Here is a 19,522-nt window from a genome sequence, read left to right on the forward strand (position 1 = left end):
GGCTCGCTATCCCTTCACGGCTCCGCCGGTCATCCCGGCGGCGACCCGGCCCTGCAGGACCAGGAAAAGGACGAGGACGGGCAGGGCGAAGAGGGTGGAGGCGGCCATGGTGGCGCCCCAGTCGGTGCCGAAGACGTTGGAGAAGGAGGAGAGCCAGACCGGCAGGGTCCGGTCGTCCTGGTTCTTGATGATCAGCATGTTGGCGAAGGCGAACTCGTTCCAGGCGGTGATGAATCCGAAGAGCGAGGTGGCCATGAGCCCGGGGGCGAGCAGGGGCAGCGTGACCCGGCGGAACGCCTCGGCGCGGGTGCAGCCGTCGACCTGCGCGGCCTCTTCGAGTTCGGCGGGGACGGCGGCGAGGAAGGAGCGCAGGGTCACGATGGTGAAGGGCAGGGTGATCATGAAGTAGATCAGGGTCAGGGTGGCAAGCCGGTCGAGCAGGTCGGCGTCCCGGGCGATGACGTACATCGGGATCAACAGCGCTTCCCACGGCGCCACTTGGGCGACGAAGACCATCAGGACGAAGCCGCGCCGGCCGCGCCAGCGCATCCGGGCGACCGCGAAGGCCGCGCCGAGCGCCACGATCAGCGCGAGCAGGACGCAACCGGCGGTGACGAGCAGGCTGTTGCGCCAGAAGAGCCAGAAGCCGTCCGCCTCGACGGCATGCGCGAAGTGCTCCAGGGTGAGGGAGGTCGGCAGGAAGACGGGGGTCTCCGCCTGGATGTCGGGGGTGGGCTTGAAGGCCGTCAGGACCATCCAGTACACGGGGAAGACGGCGAGGACGAAGACGATCGAGGCGGCCGTGTTCAGGGGAACGCGGCGCAGGGCGCGGGGTGTCACCGGTCGGCCTCCTGGCGGAACAGCTGACGGAAGTAGGCGATCAGGACGGCGACCAGGAGGAGCACGGTCAGGGTCGAGACGGCCGAGCCGAGGTCGTAACGGTGCAGGGACTGGGCCACCCGGTAGGCGTAGACGGGGAGCGTGGTCGTCGCGTCGCCGGGGCCGCCGCGGGTGACGGCCCAGATCTGGGCGAAGCAGCGGAAGACCCAGATGACTTCGAGGCAGAGCACCAGGCCGAAGATCGGGCGGAGCAGGGGCAGGGTGATCGAGCGGAAGATCCGCCCCGCCCCGGCGCCGTCGAGCCGGGCCGACTCGTAGATCTCCTCGGGCACCGTCATCAGGGCCGCGTGCAGGGTGATCGCGGCGAACGGCACCGACTGCCACACCACCAGCAGGACGAGCACGGTGAAGGCGGCGGTGCCGTCGGCGAGCCAGGAATAGCCCTCGTAGGAGGTGAACCCGAGGCGTACGAGCACCCAGTTGACGACGCCGAGGCGGGAGGCGAAGAGCCACTGGAAGACGGTGGTGGTGGCGATGACCGGGCTGGCCCAGGCGAGGACGAGCCCGCTCGTCACCAGGATCCGCATCCGCCGGCCGAGCCTGCGCATCATCAGCGCGACGAGGGTGCCGATCACCATGATCAGGACGACATTGATCAGGGTCCACCAGAAGGTGCGGCGGACGACCTCCCAGAACTCCGGGTCCGCGAGCACGGTCCGGTAGTTGGCGAGGCCGACGAACGGGGCGCCGCCCCTGATGAGTTCGCCCATGCCGTAGTGCTGGAAGGAGATCAGCAGATTGCGGACGAGGGGGTAGCCGAGGAGCAGGGCGCCGCCGAGGACGGTCGGCGCGACGAGGAGGTAGGGCCAGAGCGCGGCCCGGCGCCGCCCGCTCACGAGCCGAGGGTCTTGGTGATGCTCTCCGACGCGTCCTTGGCCGCCCGCGCCGGGTCGGTGCCGGTGAGCACGGCGGTCATGTACTGCTTGATCGGGTTGGTGGCCTCGACGGCCGCCCATTGCGGGGAGTTGGGCGTCGCCCGGCCCTGCGCCGCCCCCGCGGCCATGGCGGCGGTGCCCTCGTCGTCCTGGATGACGCGGGCGAGCGAGGTGCGGTTGGGGACGTAGCTCATCGTCTTCGCCATCTCCGTCTGCCACTTCTCGCCGGCGAGCGCCTTGACGACCTCGTACGCGGCTTCGGGGTGGGCGGAGGCCTCGGGGACGATGAGGTCGGAACCGCCGGTGAAGACGGCGCCCGGCTTGTCCGCGGTCGTGCCGGGGATCGGGAAGAAGCCCAGCTTGCCCTTGAGGGCCGGGTTGGCCTCCTCGACGATCTTCGCGCCGCCGGGTACGGCGATGATCTGGGCGACGTCGCCCTTGGCGAAGACGTCGGCCTGCGGGGGCTTGGCCTCGTCGGAGTCCTTCGGCCCCTTGCCGAGGGCCTGGAGCTGCCGGTAGAAGTCCATGCCCGCGAGCGCCTGCGGGGTGTCGAGGGCGCCCTTCCACTCCTTGCCGTCGGGTACGGCGAGGTCGCCGCCGTCCTCCCAGATGAAGCCGGCGAGGGCGTACCAGTTCTGTCCGGGCAGGTAGATGCCCTGCGTCGAGCCCTTGTTGAGCTTGGCGGTGACGGTGAGCCACTCGGCGCGGGTCTTCGGCGGGGCGGTGACGCCGGCCTGGGCGAAGAGGTCCTTGTGGTAGATGACGACCCGGTTGGCGGCGTACCAGGGGATGCCGTACTGCTTGCCGTCGACCTTGCCGGGCTCGGCGAGTCCGGGCAGCCAGTCGGCGCCGTTCAGATCGGCGACCTTGTCGCTGAGGTCGCGGACGCCGCCGCTCGCCGCGTACTGGGCGATCTGAGTGTTGCCGACCTCGATGACGTCGGGGGCGTCCTTGCTGGCCAGGGCCGCCGTGACCTTCTCCCCAATGCCGTCCCACTCCTGGATCTGGATGTCGAGCGTGGTGCCCTGGTGCGTCGCCTCGAAGTCGGCGCGGAAGCGGCTGAGGAAGTCGTCGGTGACGCTGTCCTTCATGATCCAGACGGTCACCTTGCCGGATCCGCCGGCCTTCGGGTCGTCCGTCGAGCCGCAGGCGGTGACGGTGAGGGCGAGAGTGGTCGCGAGGGCGACGGGGACGGCGAGGGAGCTGATCTTCACGGGCACCTCGGAGAAGAAGGATTGACCAATTGGTCAAGTGGTCAGCTGCGTGCCCAGAAGGTGGCATGGACCAATCCGGCCGTCAACCCCAAGAAAAATATGCGCTGTTCACGGAATCACGGGCACCGACCGTGGCTAGGATGGACCTCACCAGTTGATTGGTCCTTTACCAGTTGGCCAGTCAGGGGAGCCAGGGAGAGCACATGAAGGACAGCCCCTCGGGCGGGGTGCTGAAGCGGGAGCGGGTACGGGAGCATCTCCTCGGCCTGATCGAGGCGCGCGGGCCCGGCGTCCCCATCCCGTCCGAACGCACGCTCTGCGCCGACCTCGGCGTCTCGCGCCCCACGCTGCGCGCCGCGGTCGACGAACTCGTCGCGACGGGCGCGCTCGTACGGGAGCAGGGGCGCGGCACGTTCGTCGCACCGGCCAAGATCACCCAGCAACTCATGCCGCTGGACAGCGCGTTCACGGTTCCCCGGGCGTCGGGCACCTGGTCGAGCCGGGTCCTGGAGTGCGCCAGGACGACGGCCGGGGCGCGGATCGGCCGGAAGCTCCGGATCTCTCCGGCCGCCGAGCTGCTCTACATCGCCCGGCTCCGCCTGGTCGACGGCTCCCCCATGGCCATCGAGCACCTGCACATCCCGGCGGACCTGCTGTCCTCGACGCTCACGACGGAGGAACTGGAGGCGGGCGATCTCTACGAGCATCTGCGCGACCACCACCGGATCCACGTCCGGGAAGCGACGCAGTCCATCGAACCCACCGTCGTCAGCGAGGACGAGGCGAAGCTGCTCGACATCCCCGTACTCTCCCCGGCCCTGCTGATCGAGCGCCTCACCCTGGACACCTCGGCCCGGCCCGTCGAGTACGTCCACTCGGTGTACCGGGGCGACCGGTACCGGATCGTCTCGCGCCTCGACTTCACCCAGGACGGCGTCGTGACGTCCTCGACGGAGGGGGACGCGTACTAGGAGTGTGGACCCGCAGGGTTGTTGACGCTGTAGCCGATCACAGGCTTGCGGCCGCGGCGCTCGTCGGTGGTGGCCTGCCGGTTGTGGTCGCCGGTCGTCTCGCCGACGATTCGCCAGCCGCCGCCGTCGGGGATATCGCCGAGTTTCTTGATGTCGACGTGGACCAGTTCGCCAGTCCGCTCGCTCAAAAGCGTCGGAACGCCACGGGCGGGCACGAGTCGAGTCAACGGTCAACCAGCCGTGGACGCGGGGCCCCACCCGTGAATTCCGCGTCGGTGTCGTCGGCGCCGACCGGGCCGCGGGGAAGCAACCGGTCCAGCCACTTCGGCAGCCACCAGTTGGTCCGGCCGAGGAGTGTCATGGTCGCCGGTACCAGCACCATGCGTACGACCGTGGCGTCGACGAAGATCGCGGTGGCCAGGCCGAGCCCGAACATTTTGGCGGAGGGGTCATCGGCGACGGCGAAGGACAGGAAGACCGCCACCATGATGAGCGCGGCCGACGTGATGATCCGGGCGGTGCCCGCGACGCCCTCCACGATCGCCGTGCCGTTGTCGCCGGTGCGCACGTACTCCTCACGCACGCGCGAGAGGAGGAACACCTCGTAGTCCATCGACAGGCCGAACAGGATGGCGAAGAGGAACATCGGGATGAACGACACGATCGGAACCGTCGCTTCCAGCCCGATGAGCGCGCCTCCCCAGCCCCACTGGAAGACCGCGACCATGACGCCGTAGGCCGCGCCGATGCTCAGCAGGTTCAGCAGCACCGCTTTGAGCGGTACGACGACCGAGCGGAAGACGAGCATCAGCAGCAGGAACGAGAGCGCCAGCACGGCCGCGACGAACAGCGGCAGGCGGTCGCTGGTGCGTCGGCCCACGTCGGACAGGCTCGCGGCGGCGCCGCCGACGTGGGCCCGGGCAGGGCCTTGTCCGATCGCCGCGGGCAGCACCTCGGCGCGCAGCCGGGCGAGGGTGTCGGTCGTGGCCTCGTCCTGAGGGCTGGTGGTCGGGAACACCACGAGGGTCGCGATGCCGGTGGCCCGGTCGATGCGCGCCGGCGCGACGGACGCGATCCCCGGATCCGCCACGACCGCCCCGACGAGCCGGTCCACCACTCCCGGATCACCGGCGGGGTCCGCGGCGAGGACGAGGGGACCGTTGGTGCCAGGGCCGAATCCCTCGGCGACGAGGTCGTAGGCCCGGCGCTCGGTTCGGCTCTGCGGCAGTGAGCCGTCGTCGGGCAGGCCGACGCGCAGGCCGAGCACGGGCAGCGTCGCCGTCAGCAGCAGCGCCGCGGCGCCGACCGCGTACGGCACCGGGTGCCGGCCGACGTGCCCGAGCCAGCGCCGCCACCCGACGGCGGGGACGGCGCCCGCCGCAGTGTCCCGCCGTCGGCCGAGGCGGCCCGACCGCCCTGCCCGAAGTGCCCGGCCGATCCGGCCGGCCCGGCCGAGCCGCGGGCCCGCCGCGCCGAGGAAGGCCGGCAGCAGCGTCACCGACGCGAGCACCATCGTCAGGACGACGATCGAAACGGCAACCCCGCCCACCGTCATAAACGGCACGTTCGCGACCGCCAGGCCGAGGATCGACACGACGACGGTGCCGCCGGCGAAGACCACCGGCCGCCCCGCCGTTGCCACCGCTCGTCCGGCCGCCGCCTGCGGATCGAGCCCGCACGCGAGGTACTCCCGGTGCCTGGCGAGCACGAACAGCGCGTAGTCGATGCCCACACCGAGCCCGACCATGCTGCCCAGGACCGGTGCGAAGGTGGGGACCTCTGTCACTCCCGCCAGTACTGTCATCGTGGCGACCCCGACGGTCAGCCCGAAGACCGCCATGCCGATCGGCAGCGCGGCGGCGACGAGCGAACCGAACGCCAGGAAGAGGATCGCGGCCGCGGCGAGGAGGCCGATCAGCTCGCTCGCGCCGCCGTCGGGGTCGGAGAAGGCGTAGAAGAGGTTCCCGCCCATCTCGATGCGCAGCGGCAGCTCGGCGCGCAGCCGGTCGCCGAGATCGACGAGGGCGTCGAGGTCGTCGGCCGACAGTCTGCTCTGGTCGGGGTACTGCACCCGGACGACCGCGATCCGCCCGTCGGCCGAAACGAGGCCGCCGCGCACGGCGGTGTCCCCGCCCGCGTCGAGCGCCCCCGCCGGGTCGCTCGTGCCGAGCACGTGGGGCAGCCGCTGCACCTCGGCCCGCAGCCGCGTGAGAGCGGTGCGCGCGCCGTCGTCGTCGAGGAACGTCGCACCGTCGCCGAGGGGGGTGACGACCACTTGGGCGGTCATCCCCTCCTGGCCGGTGCCTGCCCGCTCGATCAGTTCCGCGGCCCGTCGGGAGTCCAGTCCAGGAGCGGTCATCGAGTCCGCGGTCCGCCCGCCGAAGGCGACGGCGGCGAGGACGGCGAGCGTGGCGGCGATCAGCCATGCCGCGATCACCCGCCAGGGATGGCGGGCAGCGCCCCCGCCCAGGCGCAACAGGGATTTCGAGAGCATCGGGTCCTCCAACCACCTCGTCGGCCGTCCTTGTACGGCCGCCGATGCCGAGGCTCGTCGCCACGGCGCCCCGCGGCATCGGCTCGCGGGCCGCGGATCCGTCGGCCCCGGGGCGGAGTGACGACCCGTCCTTTCGGCCGATGCGCGGCGCGCCGCGGTCCCTAGGCTGAGAACCGTGCTCCGAGACGACCTGCGAACCCTGTGGACCGAACCCCGGCCGCCCGACGCGCCCGCCCGGCTGCGGCGGGACTGGGCGCTGCTCGCAGCGGGCCTTGCCGTTGTGGCGCTGGAGGCCACCCTGCGCGAGAACGTCGTGTGGCGGCCGGTGGCGGTGGTGTTCGCCGTATGGCTGTGCCTGCTGCCCCTGTGGCGCCGGACCCGCCCGCTGGCGATGGTGACGCTGGCGTTCGGCTCGGTGATCCTGCTTCAGGCGGCCTCGCTCGTCGCCGCACCGCGCGAGCCCGTCGGCCTGTACACCGGCGCGGTCGTGCTCGTGCTGGTGTACGCGTTGCCCCGGTGGGGATCGGGACGCGAGATCGTGCTGGGCGGCGCGGCGATCCTCGCGGCCGGCGCGCTGTGTTCCGTCACGGACGAGACCCCCGTCGTCGAAAATGTCGTGGGCTTCGCCTTCCTGTTGCTGCCCGGCGTGGTCGGGGCTGCCGTGCGGTTCCGGGTGACCGCTCGCGAGCGGCAGTTGGAGCAGGTGCGCTCCCGCGAGCGCGAGCAGCTCGCCCGGGAACTGCACGACACGGTGGCCCACCACGTGTCGGCCATGGTGATCATCGCTCAGGCGGGCCGGGTGCTCGCGGGCACCGAACCGTCCGCCGCCGTCGAGGCGCTGGAGGGGGTCGAGGAGGAAGGGGCGCGCACGCTGGAGGAAATGCGCGCCATGGTCGCCGCGTTGCGCGACCACGGGGTCGGCGCCGAGCTGGCGCCCCCTGCCGGAGTCGCGGCTCTGGAGCGCCTGGTGCGCACCCCGGGCGGTCGCCTCAGTGTCGACCTGGGGCTCGACGGCGAACTGGACGCGCTGCCCCCGGCCGTGGACGCGGCCGTCTACCGGATCGTGCAGGAGTCGGTGACCAACGCGCTGCGCCATGCGGTCGACGCGACCGAACTCGTCGTCCGGGTCGCCGCGGAACGGCACACGGTACGGGTGAGCGTGCGCGACAACGGCCGGCGCACCGGCCGGGGTCGCGACGGATACGGACTTACCGGACTGCGCGAGCGCGCGACCCTGCTCGGCGGCACACTACGAGCCGGCCCGGGTACCGACCGGGGCTGGCATGTCGAAGCCGAACTGCCGAGAGCGAGGAGCGATCGCGGTGTCCATTCGCGTCCTCGTCGCTGACGACCAGACGATCATCCGCACCGGGTTGCGGATCATGCTGAACGCCCAGCCCGGCATCGAGGTGGTCGGCGAGGCCGCCGACGGGCGGGAAGCGGTACGTCTGGCTCGCGAACTACGCCCCGACGTCTGCCTGTTCGACATCCGCATGCCCGTACTCGACGGGCTCGAGGCCACCCGGCTGGTCGCCGGCCCGGGCGTCGCCGACCCGCCGGCCGTGGTCGTCATCACCACGTTCGACCTCGACGAGTACGTCTACGGCTCACTGCGTGCCGGCGCCCGCGGATTCCTCCTCAAGGACACGGGACCGGACCTTCTGGCGCAGGCCGTACGGTCGGCGTCCGACGGTGAGGCGCTCATCGCGCCCAGCGTCACCGTCCGTCTGCTCCAGACATTCGCGGACCTGCCCGCCGGCCGGCCCGCGGCCCAGCCGGTCTCACCCGTCACCGCCCGCGAGGAGCAGGTGCTCCTCGCCGTCGCCCGCGGGCTGACCAACACCGAGATCGCCGACGCGCTGCACATCAGCCTCAGCACGGTGAAGACGCATCTGGCCAGCCTGATGGCCAAACTCGGCGCCCGCAACCGGGTCGAGATCGCCATGTGGGCCTACGAAACGCGCCGTATCCTCCCGGGAACCTGAGCCGGGTGCCGGGCCCCAGAGCGTGACGTACCAGGAGGCCGGAACGGGGACGGTGGGACACCCCATGCGACAAGACTCCCCGCCACCGCCGGCAGCCGACGTGTCGCGGACCCGGGCGCCGTGGGGCACCGTGGAGGGACCCCCACGGAGAGGAATCCGGCCCCCATGTCGAACCACACCTACCGCGTCACCGAGATCGTCGGCACGTCCACGGAGAGCGTGGACCAGGCCATCCGCAACGGCATCGAGCGGGCCTCGCAGAAGCTCCGCGGTCTCGACTGGTTCGAGGTGACGCAGGTCCGCGGCCACCTGGTCGACGGCGCGATCGCGCACTACCAGGTCGGCCTGAAGGTCGGCTTCCGGCTCGAGGAAGGCGACTGAGGCGGCCGATGGGGCCGGTCAGGTCCGGCCCTCCTTCTCCTGGGCATCCTTGAGCGCCTCCGACGCCGTCGCCCAGCGGGCCCGTACGACCGTGAAGCCCGCCTCCTCGGCCGCGTCGCAGACCAGCTCGTCGTCGTCCACGAGCATCCGGATCTCACGGTCGCGGCCGAGCCGGCGCAGGATCTCCAGCTTCGTCACCCGCGCGGGGCGGAAGTCCCGGTCCCGCCGCATGTGCAGGGCGCCCTCCGGAAGGCCGTGCGCGGCGAGCCACGCGACGGTGTCCCGGCGGCAGCGCTCGGGCCGCCCCGTGAGGTACACGGTCTCGCACTCCTCGGCGGCCTCCCGGCACAGGGCGACGCCCTCGGCGAGCGGCGGGTCCTGGGGCGCCGCCGCGAAGAACGCCGCCCAGTCGCGCGGCTTGCCCTCCAGGAAGCGCTGCCGGTGCGCCGTGGAGGCGAGCGTGTTGTCGAGGTCGAAGACGGCGAGGGGCCTGTCGGCACTGCTGGTACGGGTCACCCGGACAGCCTAGGCAACGCCGTACCGTGCCCCGGCCGCGGCGCCCCGGAGCATGCCCTGTCCGGCCGCGGCGCCCCGGAGCGTGCCTGTCCGGCCGCGCCGGGAATCCTCGGCGACCCGGTGCGTTGAACCCCATGTGACTCTTTCCGCCGACGGCATCCGTCTCTCCGTTCTCGACCGCTCCCGGACCCGGGAGGGCGAGGACGGCTCCGTGGCGCTGCGCGCGACCGTGGACCTGGCGCGGGAGGTGGAGGCGCTCGGCTACCACCGGTTCTGGGTCTCGGAGCACCACAGCGTGCCGGGTGTGGCCGGCTCGGCGCCGACGGTCCTGGCCGCCGCCGTGGCCGCCGCCACCTCGGCCATCCGGGTCGGGACCGGCGGGGTGATGCTCCCGAACCACCAGCCGATGGTCGTCGCGGAGCAGTTCGGCGTTCTGGAGTCGCTGTTCCCCGGCCGGATCGACATGGGCCTCGGCCGTTCCGTCGGCTTCACCGACGGCATCCGGCGGGCGCTCGGCCGGGACAAGGACGACGCCGACCGGTTCGCGGAGCAGCTGGACGAGCTGCTCGGCTGGTTCACGGGGACCCAGACCGCCCACCCCCAGGTGCACGCCCGCCCGGCCGAGGGCCTGCGGGTCCCGCCGTACGTCCTGGCGACCGGCGAGGGCGCGGCAATCGCGGCCCGGGCCGGGCTGCCGCTGGTGATCGGCGATCTGCGCGGCCGGGAGCGGATGCTGCGCGCGATCGACGAGTACCGCGCCGCCTTCCGGCCCTCTCCCTGGTCCGCGGAGCCGTACGTGGTGATCGCGGGCACGATCGCGGTCGCCGCGACCGAGGAGGAGGCGCGGGAGCTCCTGGTCCCCGAGGCCTGGTCGCTCGCGCACTCCCGTACGCGGGGCGCCTTCCCGCCGCTCCTGCCCGCCGAGGAGATCCGGCGCCTCGCCATGACCGACAAGCAGCGCGAGTTCTTCGCCTCGGGGCTCCAGGGGCATCTGCACGGCGCGGAGGAGCAGGTCGGGGACGCGCTGGAGCGGGTGGTGAAGGAGAGCGGGGCGCGGGAGGTGCTGGTGACGACCAGTACGTACGACCGTGCGGCGCTGCTCGACTCGTACCGCCGACTCGCCCGTACGGCGGGGCTCGGACCGGCCTGACCAGGGCAAACACCTAGAATCGAGCCATGCACCACAGCTCCCCCGGCACCTCCGATCCGTACGTCCGTGTGCGCGGCGCCCGCGAGCACAATCTCGCCGGTGTCGACGTGGACATCCCGCGCGACGCGATCGCCGTCTTCACGGGGGTGTCGGGCTCCGGCAAGTCCTCCCTGGCGTTCGGGACGATCTACGCGGAGGCGCAGCGCCGCTACTTCGAGTCGGTCGCGCCGTACGCCCGGCGCCTCATCCACCAGGTGGGGGCGCCGAAGGTCGGCGAGATCAGCGGGCTGCCGCCGGCGGTCTCCCTCGAACAGCGCCGCTCCTCGCCGGGCGCCCGCTCCTCGGTCGGTACGGTCACGACGCTCTCCAACTCGCTGCGCATGCTGTTCTCGCGCGCCGGTACGTATCCGGCGGGCGCCGAGAGGCTGGACTCCGACGCGTTCTCGCCGAACACGGCGGCCGGCGCCTGCCCCGAGTGCCACGGTCTCGGCCGGGTGCACGAGACCAGTGAGGAACTGCTCGTACCCGACGCGGAGTTGTCGATCCGGGACGGGGCGATCGCCGCCTGGCCCGGGGCCTGGCAGGGGAAGAACCTCCGCGACGTCCTCGACGCCCTGGGGTACGACGTCGACCGGCCGTGGCGGGAGCTGGACGCGAAGGACCGGCGGTGGATCCTCTTCACGGACGAGCAGCCGGTCGTCACGGTGCATCCGGTACGGGACGCGGGGCGCATCCAACGCCCGTACCAGGGGACGTACATGAGCGCCCGGCGCTATGTGATGCACACCTTCGCGGACTCCAAGAGCGCCACGCTGCGGGCGAAGGCGGAACGCTTCCTGACCAGCAACCCCTGCCCGGTCTGCCGGGGTGGCAGGCTCCGCCCCGAGGCGCTCGCGGTGACGTTCGCGGACCGGACGATCGCCGAACTGGCCGCCCTGCCGCTGACGGGCCTGGCCGGGCTCCTGGTGGAGCACGACGGCTCGGAGACGGCGCGGGTGCTGACCGAGGACCTCGTGGCGCGGATCGGCACGGTCACCGAGCTGGGCCTCGGCTACCTCAGCCTGGACCGCGCCACCCCGACCCTCTCCAACGGCGAGCTCCAACGCCTGCGGCTCGCCACCCAGTTGCGCTCGGGCCTGTTCGGCGTCGTGTACGTCCTCGACGAGCCCTCCGCCGGTCTGCACCCGGCCGACACCGAGGCGCTCCTGGTGGTCCTGGACCGGCTGAAGACGGCCGGCAACACGGTGTTCGTGGTCGAGCACCATCTCGACGTGATCCGTCACGCCGACTGGATCGTGGACGTCGGGCCCGGGGCCGGTGTGCACGGCGGCCGGGTCCTGCACAGCGGCCCGCCCGGCGGCCTCGCGAAGGTGGCGGAGTCGGCGACGCGCCGCTTCCTCTTCGACCGCGCGCCCGTGCCGGAGCGCGCGGTCCGCCCAGCCACCGGCCTGCTGCGGGTCGGGCCCGTCACCCGGCACAACCTCACCGCCGTGTCGGCGGCGTTCCCGACGGGGGTCCTCACGGCGGTGACCGGGGTGTCGGGCTCGGGCAAGTCGACGCTGGTCGGCGCGTTGAGCGAGGAACTCGAAGGCGTGGGACGCCTGGTGACGGTCGATCAGAAGCCCATCGGACGGACTCCTCGGTCCAACCTGGCGACCTACACGGGCCTCTTCGACGTCGTACGGAAGCTGTTCACGGACACCGAGGAGGCGCGGGCCCGCGGCTACAAGGCGGGGCGGTTCTCGTTCAACGTGAGCGGCGGGCGGTGCGAGACCTGCCAGGGTGAGGGCTTCGTCTCGGTCGAGCTGCTGTTCCTGCCGAGCACGTACGCGCCCTGCCCGGACTGCCAGGGCGCCCGCTACAACCCGGAGACGCTGGAGGTACGGCTGCGCGGGCTCACCGTCGCCGAGGTGCTCGACCTGACGGTCGAGTCGGCGGCCGAGTTCTTCGCGGACACCCCGGCCGCCGCACGGAGCCTGCGGACGCTGCTCGACGTCGGCCTCGGGTACCTGCGGCTCGGCCAGCCGGCGACCGAGCTGTCCGGCGGCGAGGCCCAGCGCATCAAACTGGCCTCCGAGCTCCAGCGCCCCCGCCGGGGCCACACCCTCTACGTCCTGGACGAGCCGACGACGGGCCTCCACCCGGCCGACGTCGAGGTCCTCATGCGCCAGCTGCACGGCCTGGTCGACGCCGGTCACACCGTGGTCGTGGTCGAGCACGACATGGACGTGGTCGCGACAGCGGACTGGGTGATCGACCTGGGGCCGGGCGGCGGCGAGGAGGGCGGCCGGATCGTCGCCGAGGGGCCGCCGCACGAGGTGGCGGGGACGGCGTCGAGCCGGACCGCGCCGTATCTCGCGGCCCGGCTCGACGAACGGGACGTGACCGGGTAGTCGAACACCGCCCCTTCAGGGCTACTTGGGTTCGACGAACTGGACCTCCAGGCTCACCTTGATGACGTCGCCGAGGAAGCCCGGCGCGAAGTCCAGGCCGAAGTCGCTGCGACGGAACTCGCCGGTCGCGTCGAAGCCCGCGTGCCGGCTGCCGTCCACCGGGACGTCGACGACGCCCCCGAACTCGACGTCGAAGGTGATGGGCCGGGTGACGTCCCCGATGGTGAGGTCGCCCTCCAGCGTCCACTCCTCCCCCGCGCCGCCGATCCGGGTGGACCGGAACGTCATCGTCGGGCGCTTCTCGACGTCGAGCAGGTCCGCGGCCCGCACGTGCGCGTCCCGGTCCGCGTTGCCGGTGTCGATCGAGGCGAGGGCGACGGTCGCGGTGATGGAGGAGTCCGCCAGGCTCTCGCCGACGACCAGCTCGGCGCTCAGGTCGTTGAAGCGTCCACGCACCTTGGAGATGCCGAGGTGGCGGATGGTGAAGCCGACGGCGGAGTGCAGCGGGTCGAAGGTCCAGCGCCCCGCGGTCAGCGGAAGCGCGGTGGTGGTGGAGGTCTGTGATTCGTTCGTCATGCCTCAACGCTGCGGCCCGGAGGCGCGGCGAGGAAGGCCGCACCGGGACGGGTAGTGCGCAGGCTGGTAGCGCGCAGAGTAGTACTGACAGGGCCACCCTCGCGCCCTCTCCTCCTCGTACGATCGGGGGATGAGCGACAACGAGCTGGGGGCCTTCCTGCGCGCCCGCCGCGAGGCCCTCACCCCCGCCGAGGCGGGGCTGCCCGCCGGGACGCGCCGGCGGACGCCGGGGCTGCGGCGGGCGGAGCTGGCGATGCTGGCCGGGATCAGCGTCGAGTACCTGGCCCGCCTGGAGCAGGGCCGGGACCGCAACCCGTCCGCCCAGGTCCTCGGCGCGCTCAGCGACGCGCTGCGGCTGCCGCTCGACGCCCGGGTCCACATGCGGCGGCTGTCGAAGTCCCACGGCCACAACCACATCTGTTCGGCGGCCCCCGCGCCGGCCCGCGAGGTGCGCTCCACGGTGCGCGCCCTGCTGGACCGGCTCGGGGAGACACCGGCCGCCGTCACCAACATGCTGGGCGAGACCGTCGCGTACAGCGACGGCTACGCCCGGCTCGCGGGCCCGGTGGGCCTGCTCGACGGCGATCCGCCGAGCCTGCCGCGGTACGTCTTCACCGATCCGCGGGCCCGCGAGGTCTACCCGGACTGGGACCGGGTGGCCGACCAGCAGGTGGCGGCCCTGTACTTCGGCATCACCGGCTCCGACCCCACGATGGCCGATCTGGCCAGGGAGCTGACGATCACCGCGGGCGCGCCGTTCTCGGACCGTCTGGCCTCCTCGGGCGTCCTGCCGGACCGCTCGGGCGTCGAGCGCCTGATCCACCCCGAGGTCGGCGAACTGCGTCTCGCGTACGAGATCCTGGAGCTGGCCGAGACCGACGGCCAGCACCTGGTGGTGCGCCTGCCCGCCGACGAGGCGTCCTCCGCCGCCCTGGACCGGCTCGTGGGCCGCCGACCGGGCACCTTGCGCGCGGTCGGCGGCTGACGGTCCGGAGCGGACGCCAGGGCGGAGGAACGACCCTAGGCCGCCGTGTCGAAGGTGTAGTGGCGGGTGTGGTCCAGCATGTCCGCGGGGGTCACGTTGTTCCAGGGGCGCATCGTGTCGGTCAGGTCGACGACGTTCGCCGTGCCCGCGGCCGGCAGGTACGCGGACCGGGGGTGACGGGCCTGCCAGTCGGCCCACAGCTTGTCGATGAAGGCGTGGTGCATCCAGAAGACGGGGTCGTTCGGGGAGACCCCGGTGCCCATCTGGCCGCCGACCCAGACGTGGACGCGGTTGTGGAGGTTGACACCGCGCCAGCCCTCCAGGTGGTTGCGGAAGCCGTCGGACGAGCTGTTCCACGGGGCCATGTCGTAGGTCTCCATGGCGAGGACGGAGTCCACCTCGGCACGGGTCGGCAGCTGACGGCCACCCGCGCCCAGGTCGCGCCGCAGGAAGTCACGGCTGTCGACCCGGACGTTGATCGTCCACCGGTTGCCGCTGCGGGCGAACGCGCCGTCGAGGACCTGACCGTCGCGGGCGCGGCCGGTGCCGCCGAGGAAGTCGGGGGCCCAGAGCGAGGAGCGGGCCGTACGGTCGGCGGTCCAGTCCCAGTAGGGCAGGGCGACCGTGGCGTCGACGGACTGCAGTGCCTGCTCGAACTCTATGAGGAAGCGGCGGTGCCAGGGGAGGAAGGAGGGCGAGCGGTGGCCGACTCTGTCGCCGCTGTCGGTGTCGCCCATGATGAAGGCGTTGTGCGTGGTGACGAAGGTGTCGTAGCGGCCCGAGCGCTTGAGCTCGAGGAGCGCGTCGACGAAACGCTTCTTCTCGTCGGCGGTGAGGGCGGCCTGGTTCTTGCGTACGGTCATGGTGGTGCGGCTCCTGGATCGGGTCAGACGAGGGTGAGCGGAACGAGGGGCGCGCCCCTCAGTTCGACGACGGCGGCGCGGGCCGCCGCCTTGGGCGTGGCGACCGGCTCGTAGTGGCTGATCACGCTGATCCAGGTGCCGTCGGCGTTCTGCATGACATGCAGTTCCTTGCCGTCGATGGTCACGGAGTAGCCGCCTCCGTGGTGCCCCCCGTGGTGGCCGCCGCCATGCGCGGGGCCGCCCTTGATGCGCCGGCCCAGGTAGGTCTCGTCGAAGGACGCCGGGGTGGAGCTGTTGGCCGGGGCCGCGGCGAGCGGTGCGGCCGCGCCCGCGGCGCCGGCGGCGGTGAGGCCCGCGACGGCACCGGCGGCGCCCGCGGCGACGCCGAGGGCCTTGCGGCGGGTGATGCTGGACATGCTGGTCCCCCCAAATGGTCGGATAGGACCGGGGGTTGGTCATATGCCCCCGGCAGGACCATGCATACCCAAGGGTGCCGGAGCGCAGGAAATCACCAGATGCCGGTTGGCTCTGAAATGGCCAACTCGCAGTGAAATGTACAGAGTTGAACGGAGTTGATCTTGCTGCGGGAGGGCAGCAGGACGCCCCACAGTGAAGATCCTACGGCGATCACGCGCATTTGGTGAAGATTCTTCTCCCGGGAGCGCGGGGCGTGGCAAGGGTCACGCCCCGCGACTGTCCGAAAGCGGGCCGCGCCCCCTCGCCGGAATCCGGGATTCAGTGGCGGGGCTTACGGCGTGCCCGCAGCCACTCCTTGTTCATCGCGGCGATCGACGGCAGCGGAATCCCCTTCGGGCAGGCCGTCGCGCACTCCCCCGTGAGGGTGCAGCCGCCGAAGCCCTCCGCGTCCATCTGTCCGACCATGTCCAGGACCCGGGTCTCGCGCTCCGGGGAGCCCTGCGGCAGGACGTTGAGGTGGTTGACCTTCGCCGAGGTGAAGAGCATCGCCGAGCCGTTCGGGCAGGCGGCCACGCACGCGCCGCAGCCGATGCACTCGGCGTGCTCGAAGGCGAAGTCGGCGTCGGCCTTCGGGACCGGGGTCGCATGGGCCTCGGGGGCCGATCCGGTGGGGGCGCTGATGTAGCCGCCGGCCTGGATGATGCGGTCGAAGGCGGAGCGGTCGACGACCAGGTCCTTGACCACCGGGAAGGCGGAGGCGCGCCAGGGCTCGACGTCGATGGTGTCGCCGTCGCGGAAGGACCGCATGTGGAGCTGGCAGGTGGTGGTGCGCTCGGGGCCGTGGGCGTCGCCGTTGATGACCAGGCTGCACGCGCCGCAGATGCCCTCGCGGCAGTCGTGGTCGAAGGCGACGGGGTCCTCGCCGCGCAGGATGAGCTCCTCGTTGAGCGTGTCGAGCATCTCCAGGAACGACATGTCGGAGGAGATGCCGTCCACCTCGTAGGTGGCCATGGCTCCGGGGGCATCGGCGTTCTTCTGGCGCCAGACGCGGAGGTTGAGCTTCATGCGTAGCTCCGCTGGGTGGGGTGGACGTACTCGAAGACGAGGTCTTCCTTGTGCAGGACGGGGGCGTCGCCGGTGCCACCGAACTCCCAGGCCGCCGCGTACGAGAACTCCTCGTCGCGGCGCTCGGCCTCGCCGTCCGGGGTCTGGGACTCCTCGCGGAAGTGGCCGCCACAGGACTCGGCCCGGTGCAGCGCGTCGAGGCACATCAGCTCGGCGAGCTCCAGGTAGTCGACGATCCGGTTGGCCTTCTCGAGCGACTGGTTGAACTCCTCGCCCGTACCGGGGACCTTGATGCGGCGCCAGAACTCCTCGCGGATCTGCGGGATACGGTCGAGCGCCTTGCGCAGGCCCTCGCTCGTGCGGGCCATGCCGCAGAACTCCCACATCAATTCGCCGAGTTCGCGATGGAAGGAGTCCGGGGTCCGGTCGCCGTCGACCGCCAGCAGCAGGTTGAGCCGGTCCTCGGTCTCGGCCAGCACCTCCCGTACCGCCGGGTGCTCGTCCGTGACCCGCTCGGCGTGCGGGTGTCGGGCGAGGTAGTCGTTGATGGTGGACGGCAGGACGAAGTAGCCGTCGGCGAGCCCCTGCATCAGCGCGGACGCGCCCAGCCGGTTGGCCCCGTGGTCGGAGAAGTTGGCCTCGCCGATGGCGAACAGGCCCGGCACGGTGGTCTGGAGGTCGTAGTCGACCCAGAGTCCGCCCATCGTGTAGTGCACGGCCGGGTAGATCCGCATCGGGACCTCGTACGGGTTCTCGGCGGTGATCCGCTCGTACATGTCGAAGAGGTTGCCGTACTTCTCCTCGACCGCCTTGCGGCCCATCCGCCGGATCGCGTCGGCGAAGTCCAGGTACACGCCCTGCCCGCCCGGGCCGACGCCCCGCCCCTCGTCGCAGACGTTCTTCGCGGCGCGGGAGGCGATGTCGCGGGGGACGAGGTTGCCGAAGGACGGGTAGATGCGCTCCAGGTAGTAGTCGCGCTCGTCCTCGGGGATCTCGACGGCGGGGCGGGTGTCGCCCTTCGCCTTGGGGACCCAGATGCGGCCGTCGTTGCGCAGCGACTCGCTCATCAGCGTCAGCTTGGACTGGTGGTCGCCGGTGCGCGGGATGCAGGTGGGGTGGATCTGGGTGAAGCAGGGGTTGGCGAAGTACGCGCCGCGCCGGTGCGCCCGCCAGACGGCGGTCGCGTTGGAGTTCATCGCGTTCGTCGACAGGTAGAAGACGTTGCCGTAGCCACCACTGGCGAGGACGACGGCGTCCGCGTAGTGGGTGGAGACGGCGCCGGTGATCAGGTCGCGGGCGACGATGCCGCGCGCCCGGCCGTCGACGACGATCAGGTCGAGCATCTCGGTGCGGGCGTGCATCTCGACGTTGCCGGCGGCGATCTGCCGGGAGAGCGCCTGGTACGCGCCGAGCAGCAGCTGCTGGCCCGTCTGGCCGCGGGCGTAGAAGGTACGGGAGACCTGGACGCCGCCGAAGGAGCGCGTGTCGAGGAGACCGCCGTACTCGCGGGCGAAGGGGACGCCCTGGGCGACGCACTGGTCGATGATCTCGACCGAGATCTGCGCGAGACGGTGGACGTTGGACTCGCGGGCGCGGAAGTCGCCGCCCTTGACGGTGTCGTAGAAGAGCCGGTGGATCGAGTCGCCGTCGTTGCGGTAGTTCTTGGCCGCGTTGATACCGCCCTGGGCGGCGATGGAGTGGGCCCGGCGCGGCGAGTCCTGGTAGCAGAACTGGACGACGTGGTAGCCCTGTTCGGCGAGAGTCGCGCCGGCGGAGCCGCCCGCGAGGCCGGTGCCGACGACGATGACGGTGTGCTTGCGCCGGTTGGCGGGGTTGACCAGCTTGGCCTGGAAGCGGCGGGTGTCCCAGCGTTCGGCGATGGGTCCCGCGGGGGCCTTGTGGTCGACGACCGGCTCGCCGGTCGTGTAGTCGAGGAAGCGCATGTCAGCTCACCACTCCGGTCATGACGGCGACGGGTACGGAGACGAAGCCCACGGTCAGGACGAGCGCGAGGCCGTTGGCGAGGATCTTGAGGAGCCGCTCGCGGCGGGCGTTGCCGAGGCCGAGGGTCTGGGCGGCGCTCCAGAAGCCGTGGCGGACGTGCAGGCCGACGGCGAGCATGGCGACGAGGTAGATGACGTTGCCGTACCAGGTGGAGAAGGTGTCGACGACGTTCTCGTACGGTCGTCCCTCCTGGAAGCCGCCGGGGTGGACGGTGCCGGTGGTCAGGTCCAGGACGTGCCAGACGATGAAGAGGGCCAGGATGATCCCGCCCCAGCGCATGGTGCGGGTGGCGTACGAGGACCCCTTGCGGCGGTGGACGTAGCCGGTGGGGCGGGCCTTGATGTCACGCCTGCTGAGCTGGTACGCGGAGACGGCGTGGCCGACGACGGCGGCGAGCAGCACGATCCGGACGAGCCAGAGAGCCCAGGAGTAGTGCAGGACGGGGGCGCCCATGGTGCGCAGCCAGTGCCCGTACGCGTTGAACTCCTCGGGCCCGAAGAAGACCTTGAGGTTGCCGGCGACGTGGGCCACGAGGTAGCCGAGCATGATCAGACCGCTGACGGCCATGACGGTCTTCTTGCCGATGGTCGAGGACCAGAAGCCGCGGGAGCGGGTGGGCGACGGTGAGCGTTCCTTCGATGCCGTCTTCGTTGCCAGAGCCATGCAACCGACGCTAGGGCCGAAGGGCCCGAGAGGTCCAAGACATGGTTCGGCTCATCTCGATAGGCTGTGC

The 19,522-nt window shown here is 71.6% G+C and carries 19 protein-coding genes; 7 read left to right on the top strand and 12 right to left on the bottom strand.

The window, feature by feature from the left end; all coding sequences use genetic code 11:
- Window positions 1–6: 6 nt before the first annotated feature.
- From ACWCO8_RS06280 to ACWCO8_RS06290, 3 genes are read right to left on the bottom strand one after another with little or no spacing between them, the layout of a single operon-like run.
- Window positions 7–840, bottom strand: a complete 834-nt coding sequence (locus ACWCO8_RS06280; protein ID WP_451031190.1) for a carbohydrate ABC transporter permease — start codon at window positions 838–840, stop codon at window positions 7–9.
- A complete protein-coding gene (locus tag ACWCO8_RS06285) occupies window positions 837–1,736 on the bottom strand; it encodes a carbohydrate ABC transporter permease (RefSeq protein ID WP_451031191.1) in 900 nt (299 codons plus the stop codon). Before ACWCO8_RS06285 ends, ACWCO8_RS06280 begins: the two co-directional genes overlap by 4 nt.
- Window positions 1,733–2,989, bottom strand: coding sequence for an extracellular solute-binding protein (locus tag ACWCO8_RS06290; protein WP_451031192.1), 1,257 nt, complete (start codon window positions 2,987–2,989; stop codon window positions 1,733–1,735). Before ACWCO8_RS06290 ends, ACWCO8_RS06285 begins: the two co-directional genes overlap by 4 nt.
- Window positions 2,990–3,192: 203 nt before the next feature.
- On the opposite strand from ACWCO8_RS06290, the gene ACWCO8_RS06295 reads away from it, so the two are divergent.
- Window positions 3,193–3,960: a GntR family transcriptional regulator gene (locus tag ACWCO8_RS06295; RefSeq protein ID WP_451031193.1), complete on the top strand. Its 768-nt coding sequence runs from the start codon at window positions 3,193–3,195 to the stop codon at window positions 3,958–3,960.
- On the opposite strand, the gene ACWCO8_RS06300 is transcribed toward ACWCO8_RS06295, so the two are convergent.
- Together ACWCO8_RS06300 and ACWCO8_RS06305 are read right to left on the bottom strand one after the other, a co-directional pair.
- A complete protein-coding gene (locus ACWCO8_RS06300) occupies window positions 3,957–4,175 on the bottom strand; it encodes a hypothetical protein (protein WP_451031449.1) in 219 nt (72 codons plus the stop codon). The genes ACWCO8_RS06295 and ACWCO8_RS06300 overlap by 4 nt on opposite strands.
- 8 nt (window positions 4,176–4,183) lie before the next feature.
- Entirely contained in the window at window positions 4,184–6,454 is a 2,271-nt protein-coding gene (locus tag ACWCO8_RS06305; RefSeq protein WP_451031194.1) for an MMPL family transporter, read from the bottom strand.
- A gap of 175 nt (window positions 6,455–6,629) precedes the next feature.
- Here ACWCO8_RS06305 and ACWCO8_RS06310 point away from each other — a divergent pair, with 175 nt between their 5' ends.
- The 3 genes from ACWCO8_RS06310 (at window position 6,630) to ACWCO8_RS06320 (ending at window position 8,820) form a co-directional block, all read left to right on the top strand.
- Entirely contained in the window at window positions 6,630–7,802 is a 1,173-nt protein-coding gene (locus ACWCO8_RS06310) for a sensor histidine kinase (RefSeq protein WP_451031195.1), read from the top strand.
- Window positions 7,777–8,439 carry a response regulator gene (locus ACWCO8_RS06315; RefSeq protein WP_451031196.1) on the top strand — a complete coding sequence of 221 codons (663 nt, stop codon included), beginning with the start codon at window positions 7,777–7,779 and terminating at the stop codon, window positions 8,437–8,439. Before ACWCO8_RS06310 ends, ACWCO8_RS06315 begins: the two co-directional genes overlap by 26 nt.
- A 165-nt stretch (window positions 8,440–8,604) precedes the next feature.
- The gene (locus ACWCO8_RS06320) at window positions 8,605–8,820 is read left to right on the top strand and encodes a dodecin (RefSeq protein ID WP_451031197.1); all 216 of its coding nucleotides are present in this window, start codon (window positions 8,605–8,607) and stop codon (window positions 8,818–8,820) included.
- Window positions 8,821–8,838: 18 nt separating this feature from the next.
- Here the strand turns inward: ACWCO8_RS06320 and ACWCO8_RS06325 are convergent, their stop codons facing one another.
- A complete protein-coding gene (locus tag ACWCO8_RS06325; RefSeq protein ID WP_451031198.1) occupies window positions 8,839–9,336 on the bottom strand; it encodes a phosphatase domain-containing protein in 498 nt (165 codons plus the stop codon).
- Between the two features lie 52 nt (window positions 9,337–9,388).
- On the opposite strand from ACWCO8_RS06325, the gene ACWCO8_RS06330 reads away from it, so the two are divergent.
- Together ACWCO8_RS06330 and ACWCO8_RS06335 are read left to right on the top strand one after the other, a co-directional pair.
- Window positions 9,389–10,486 carry an LLM class flavin-dependent oxidoreductase gene (locus ACWCO8_RS06330; protein ID WP_451031199.1) on the top strand — a complete coding sequence of 366 codons (1,098 nt, stop codon included), beginning with the start codon at window positions 9,389–9,391 and terminating at the stop codon, window positions 10,484–10,486.
- A gap of 26 nt (window positions 10,487–10,512) precedes the next feature.
- Window positions 10,513–12,879 (top strand): ATP-binding cassette domain-containing protein, encoded by a 2,367-nt coding sequence (locus ACWCO8_RS06335; protein ID WP_451031200.1) that lies wholly within the window; start codon window positions 10,513–10,515, stop codon window positions 12,877–12,879.
- 21 nt (window positions 12,880–12,900) lie between these two features.
- Here ACWCO8_RS06335 and ACWCO8_RS06340 read toward each other — a convergent pair whose 3' ends face one another.
- Window positions 12,901–13,455: a YceI family protein gene (locus ACWCO8_RS06340; protein ID WP_362003032.1), complete on the bottom strand. Its 555-nt coding sequence runs from the start codon at window positions 13,453–13,455 to the stop codon at window positions 12,901–12,903.
- Between the two features lie 130 nt (window positions 13,456–13,585).
- Here ACWCO8_RS06340 and ACWCO8_RS06345 point away from each other — a divergent pair, with 130 nt between their 5' ends.
- A complete protein-coding gene (locus tag ACWCO8_RS06345; RefSeq protein ID WP_384512469.1) occupies window positions 13,586–14,440 on the top strand; it encodes a helix-turn-helix domain-containing protein in 855 nt (284 codons plus the stop codon).
- A 35-nt stretch (window positions 14,441–14,475) separates the two neighbouring features.
- Here the strand turns inward: ACWCO8_RS06345 and melC2 are convergent, their stop codons facing one another.
- The 5 genes from melC2 to ACWCO8_RS06370 all read right to left on the bottom strand — a co-directional run bounded on the left by melC2 (window position 14,476) and on the right by ACWCO8_RS06370 (window position 19,452).
- Window positions 14,476–15,303 carry a tyrosinase MelC2 gene (gene melC2, locus ACWCO8_RS06350; RefSeq protein ID WP_451031201.1) on the bottom strand — a complete coding sequence of 276 codons (828 nt, stop codon included), beginning with the start codon at window positions 15,301–15,303 and terminating at the stop codon, window positions 14,476–14,478.
- Between the two features lie 23 nt (window positions 15,304–15,326).
- Window positions 15,327–15,719 (bottom strand): apotyrosinase chaperone MelC1, encoded by a 393-nt coding sequence (gene melC1 / locus ACWCO8_RS06355; protein ID WP_362003026.1) that lies wholly within the window; start codon window positions 15,717–15,719, stop codon window positions 15,327–15,329.
- Window positions 15,720–16,038: 319 nt separating this feature from the next.
- Window positions 16,039–16,785 (bottom strand): succinate dehydrogenase/fumarate reductase iron-sulfur subunit, encoded by a 747-nt coding sequence (locus ACWCO8_RS06360; protein WP_451031202.1) that lies wholly within the window; start codon window positions 16,783–16,785, stop codon window positions 16,039–16,041.
- Window positions 16,782–18,728, bottom strand: a complete 1,947-nt coding sequence (locus ACWCO8_RS06365; protein WP_451031203.1) for a fumarate reductase/succinate dehydrogenase flavoprotein subunit — start codon at window positions 18,726–18,728, stop codon at window positions 16,782–16,784. The genes ACWCO8_RS06360 and ACWCO8_RS06365 overlap by 4 nt, the downstream gene beginning before the upstream one ends.
- 1 nt (window position 18,729) lies before the next feature.
- On the bottom strand, window positions 18,730–19,452 hold the full coding sequence (locus tag ACWCO8_RS06370) for a succinate dehydrogenase (RefSeq protein WP_451031204.1): 723 nt from the start codon (window positions 19,450–19,452) through the stop codon (window positions 18,730–18,732).
- Window positions 19,453–19,522: the final 70 nt, after the last annotated feature.

The organism is Streptomyces sp. NPDC001927 (assembly GCF_053594455.1).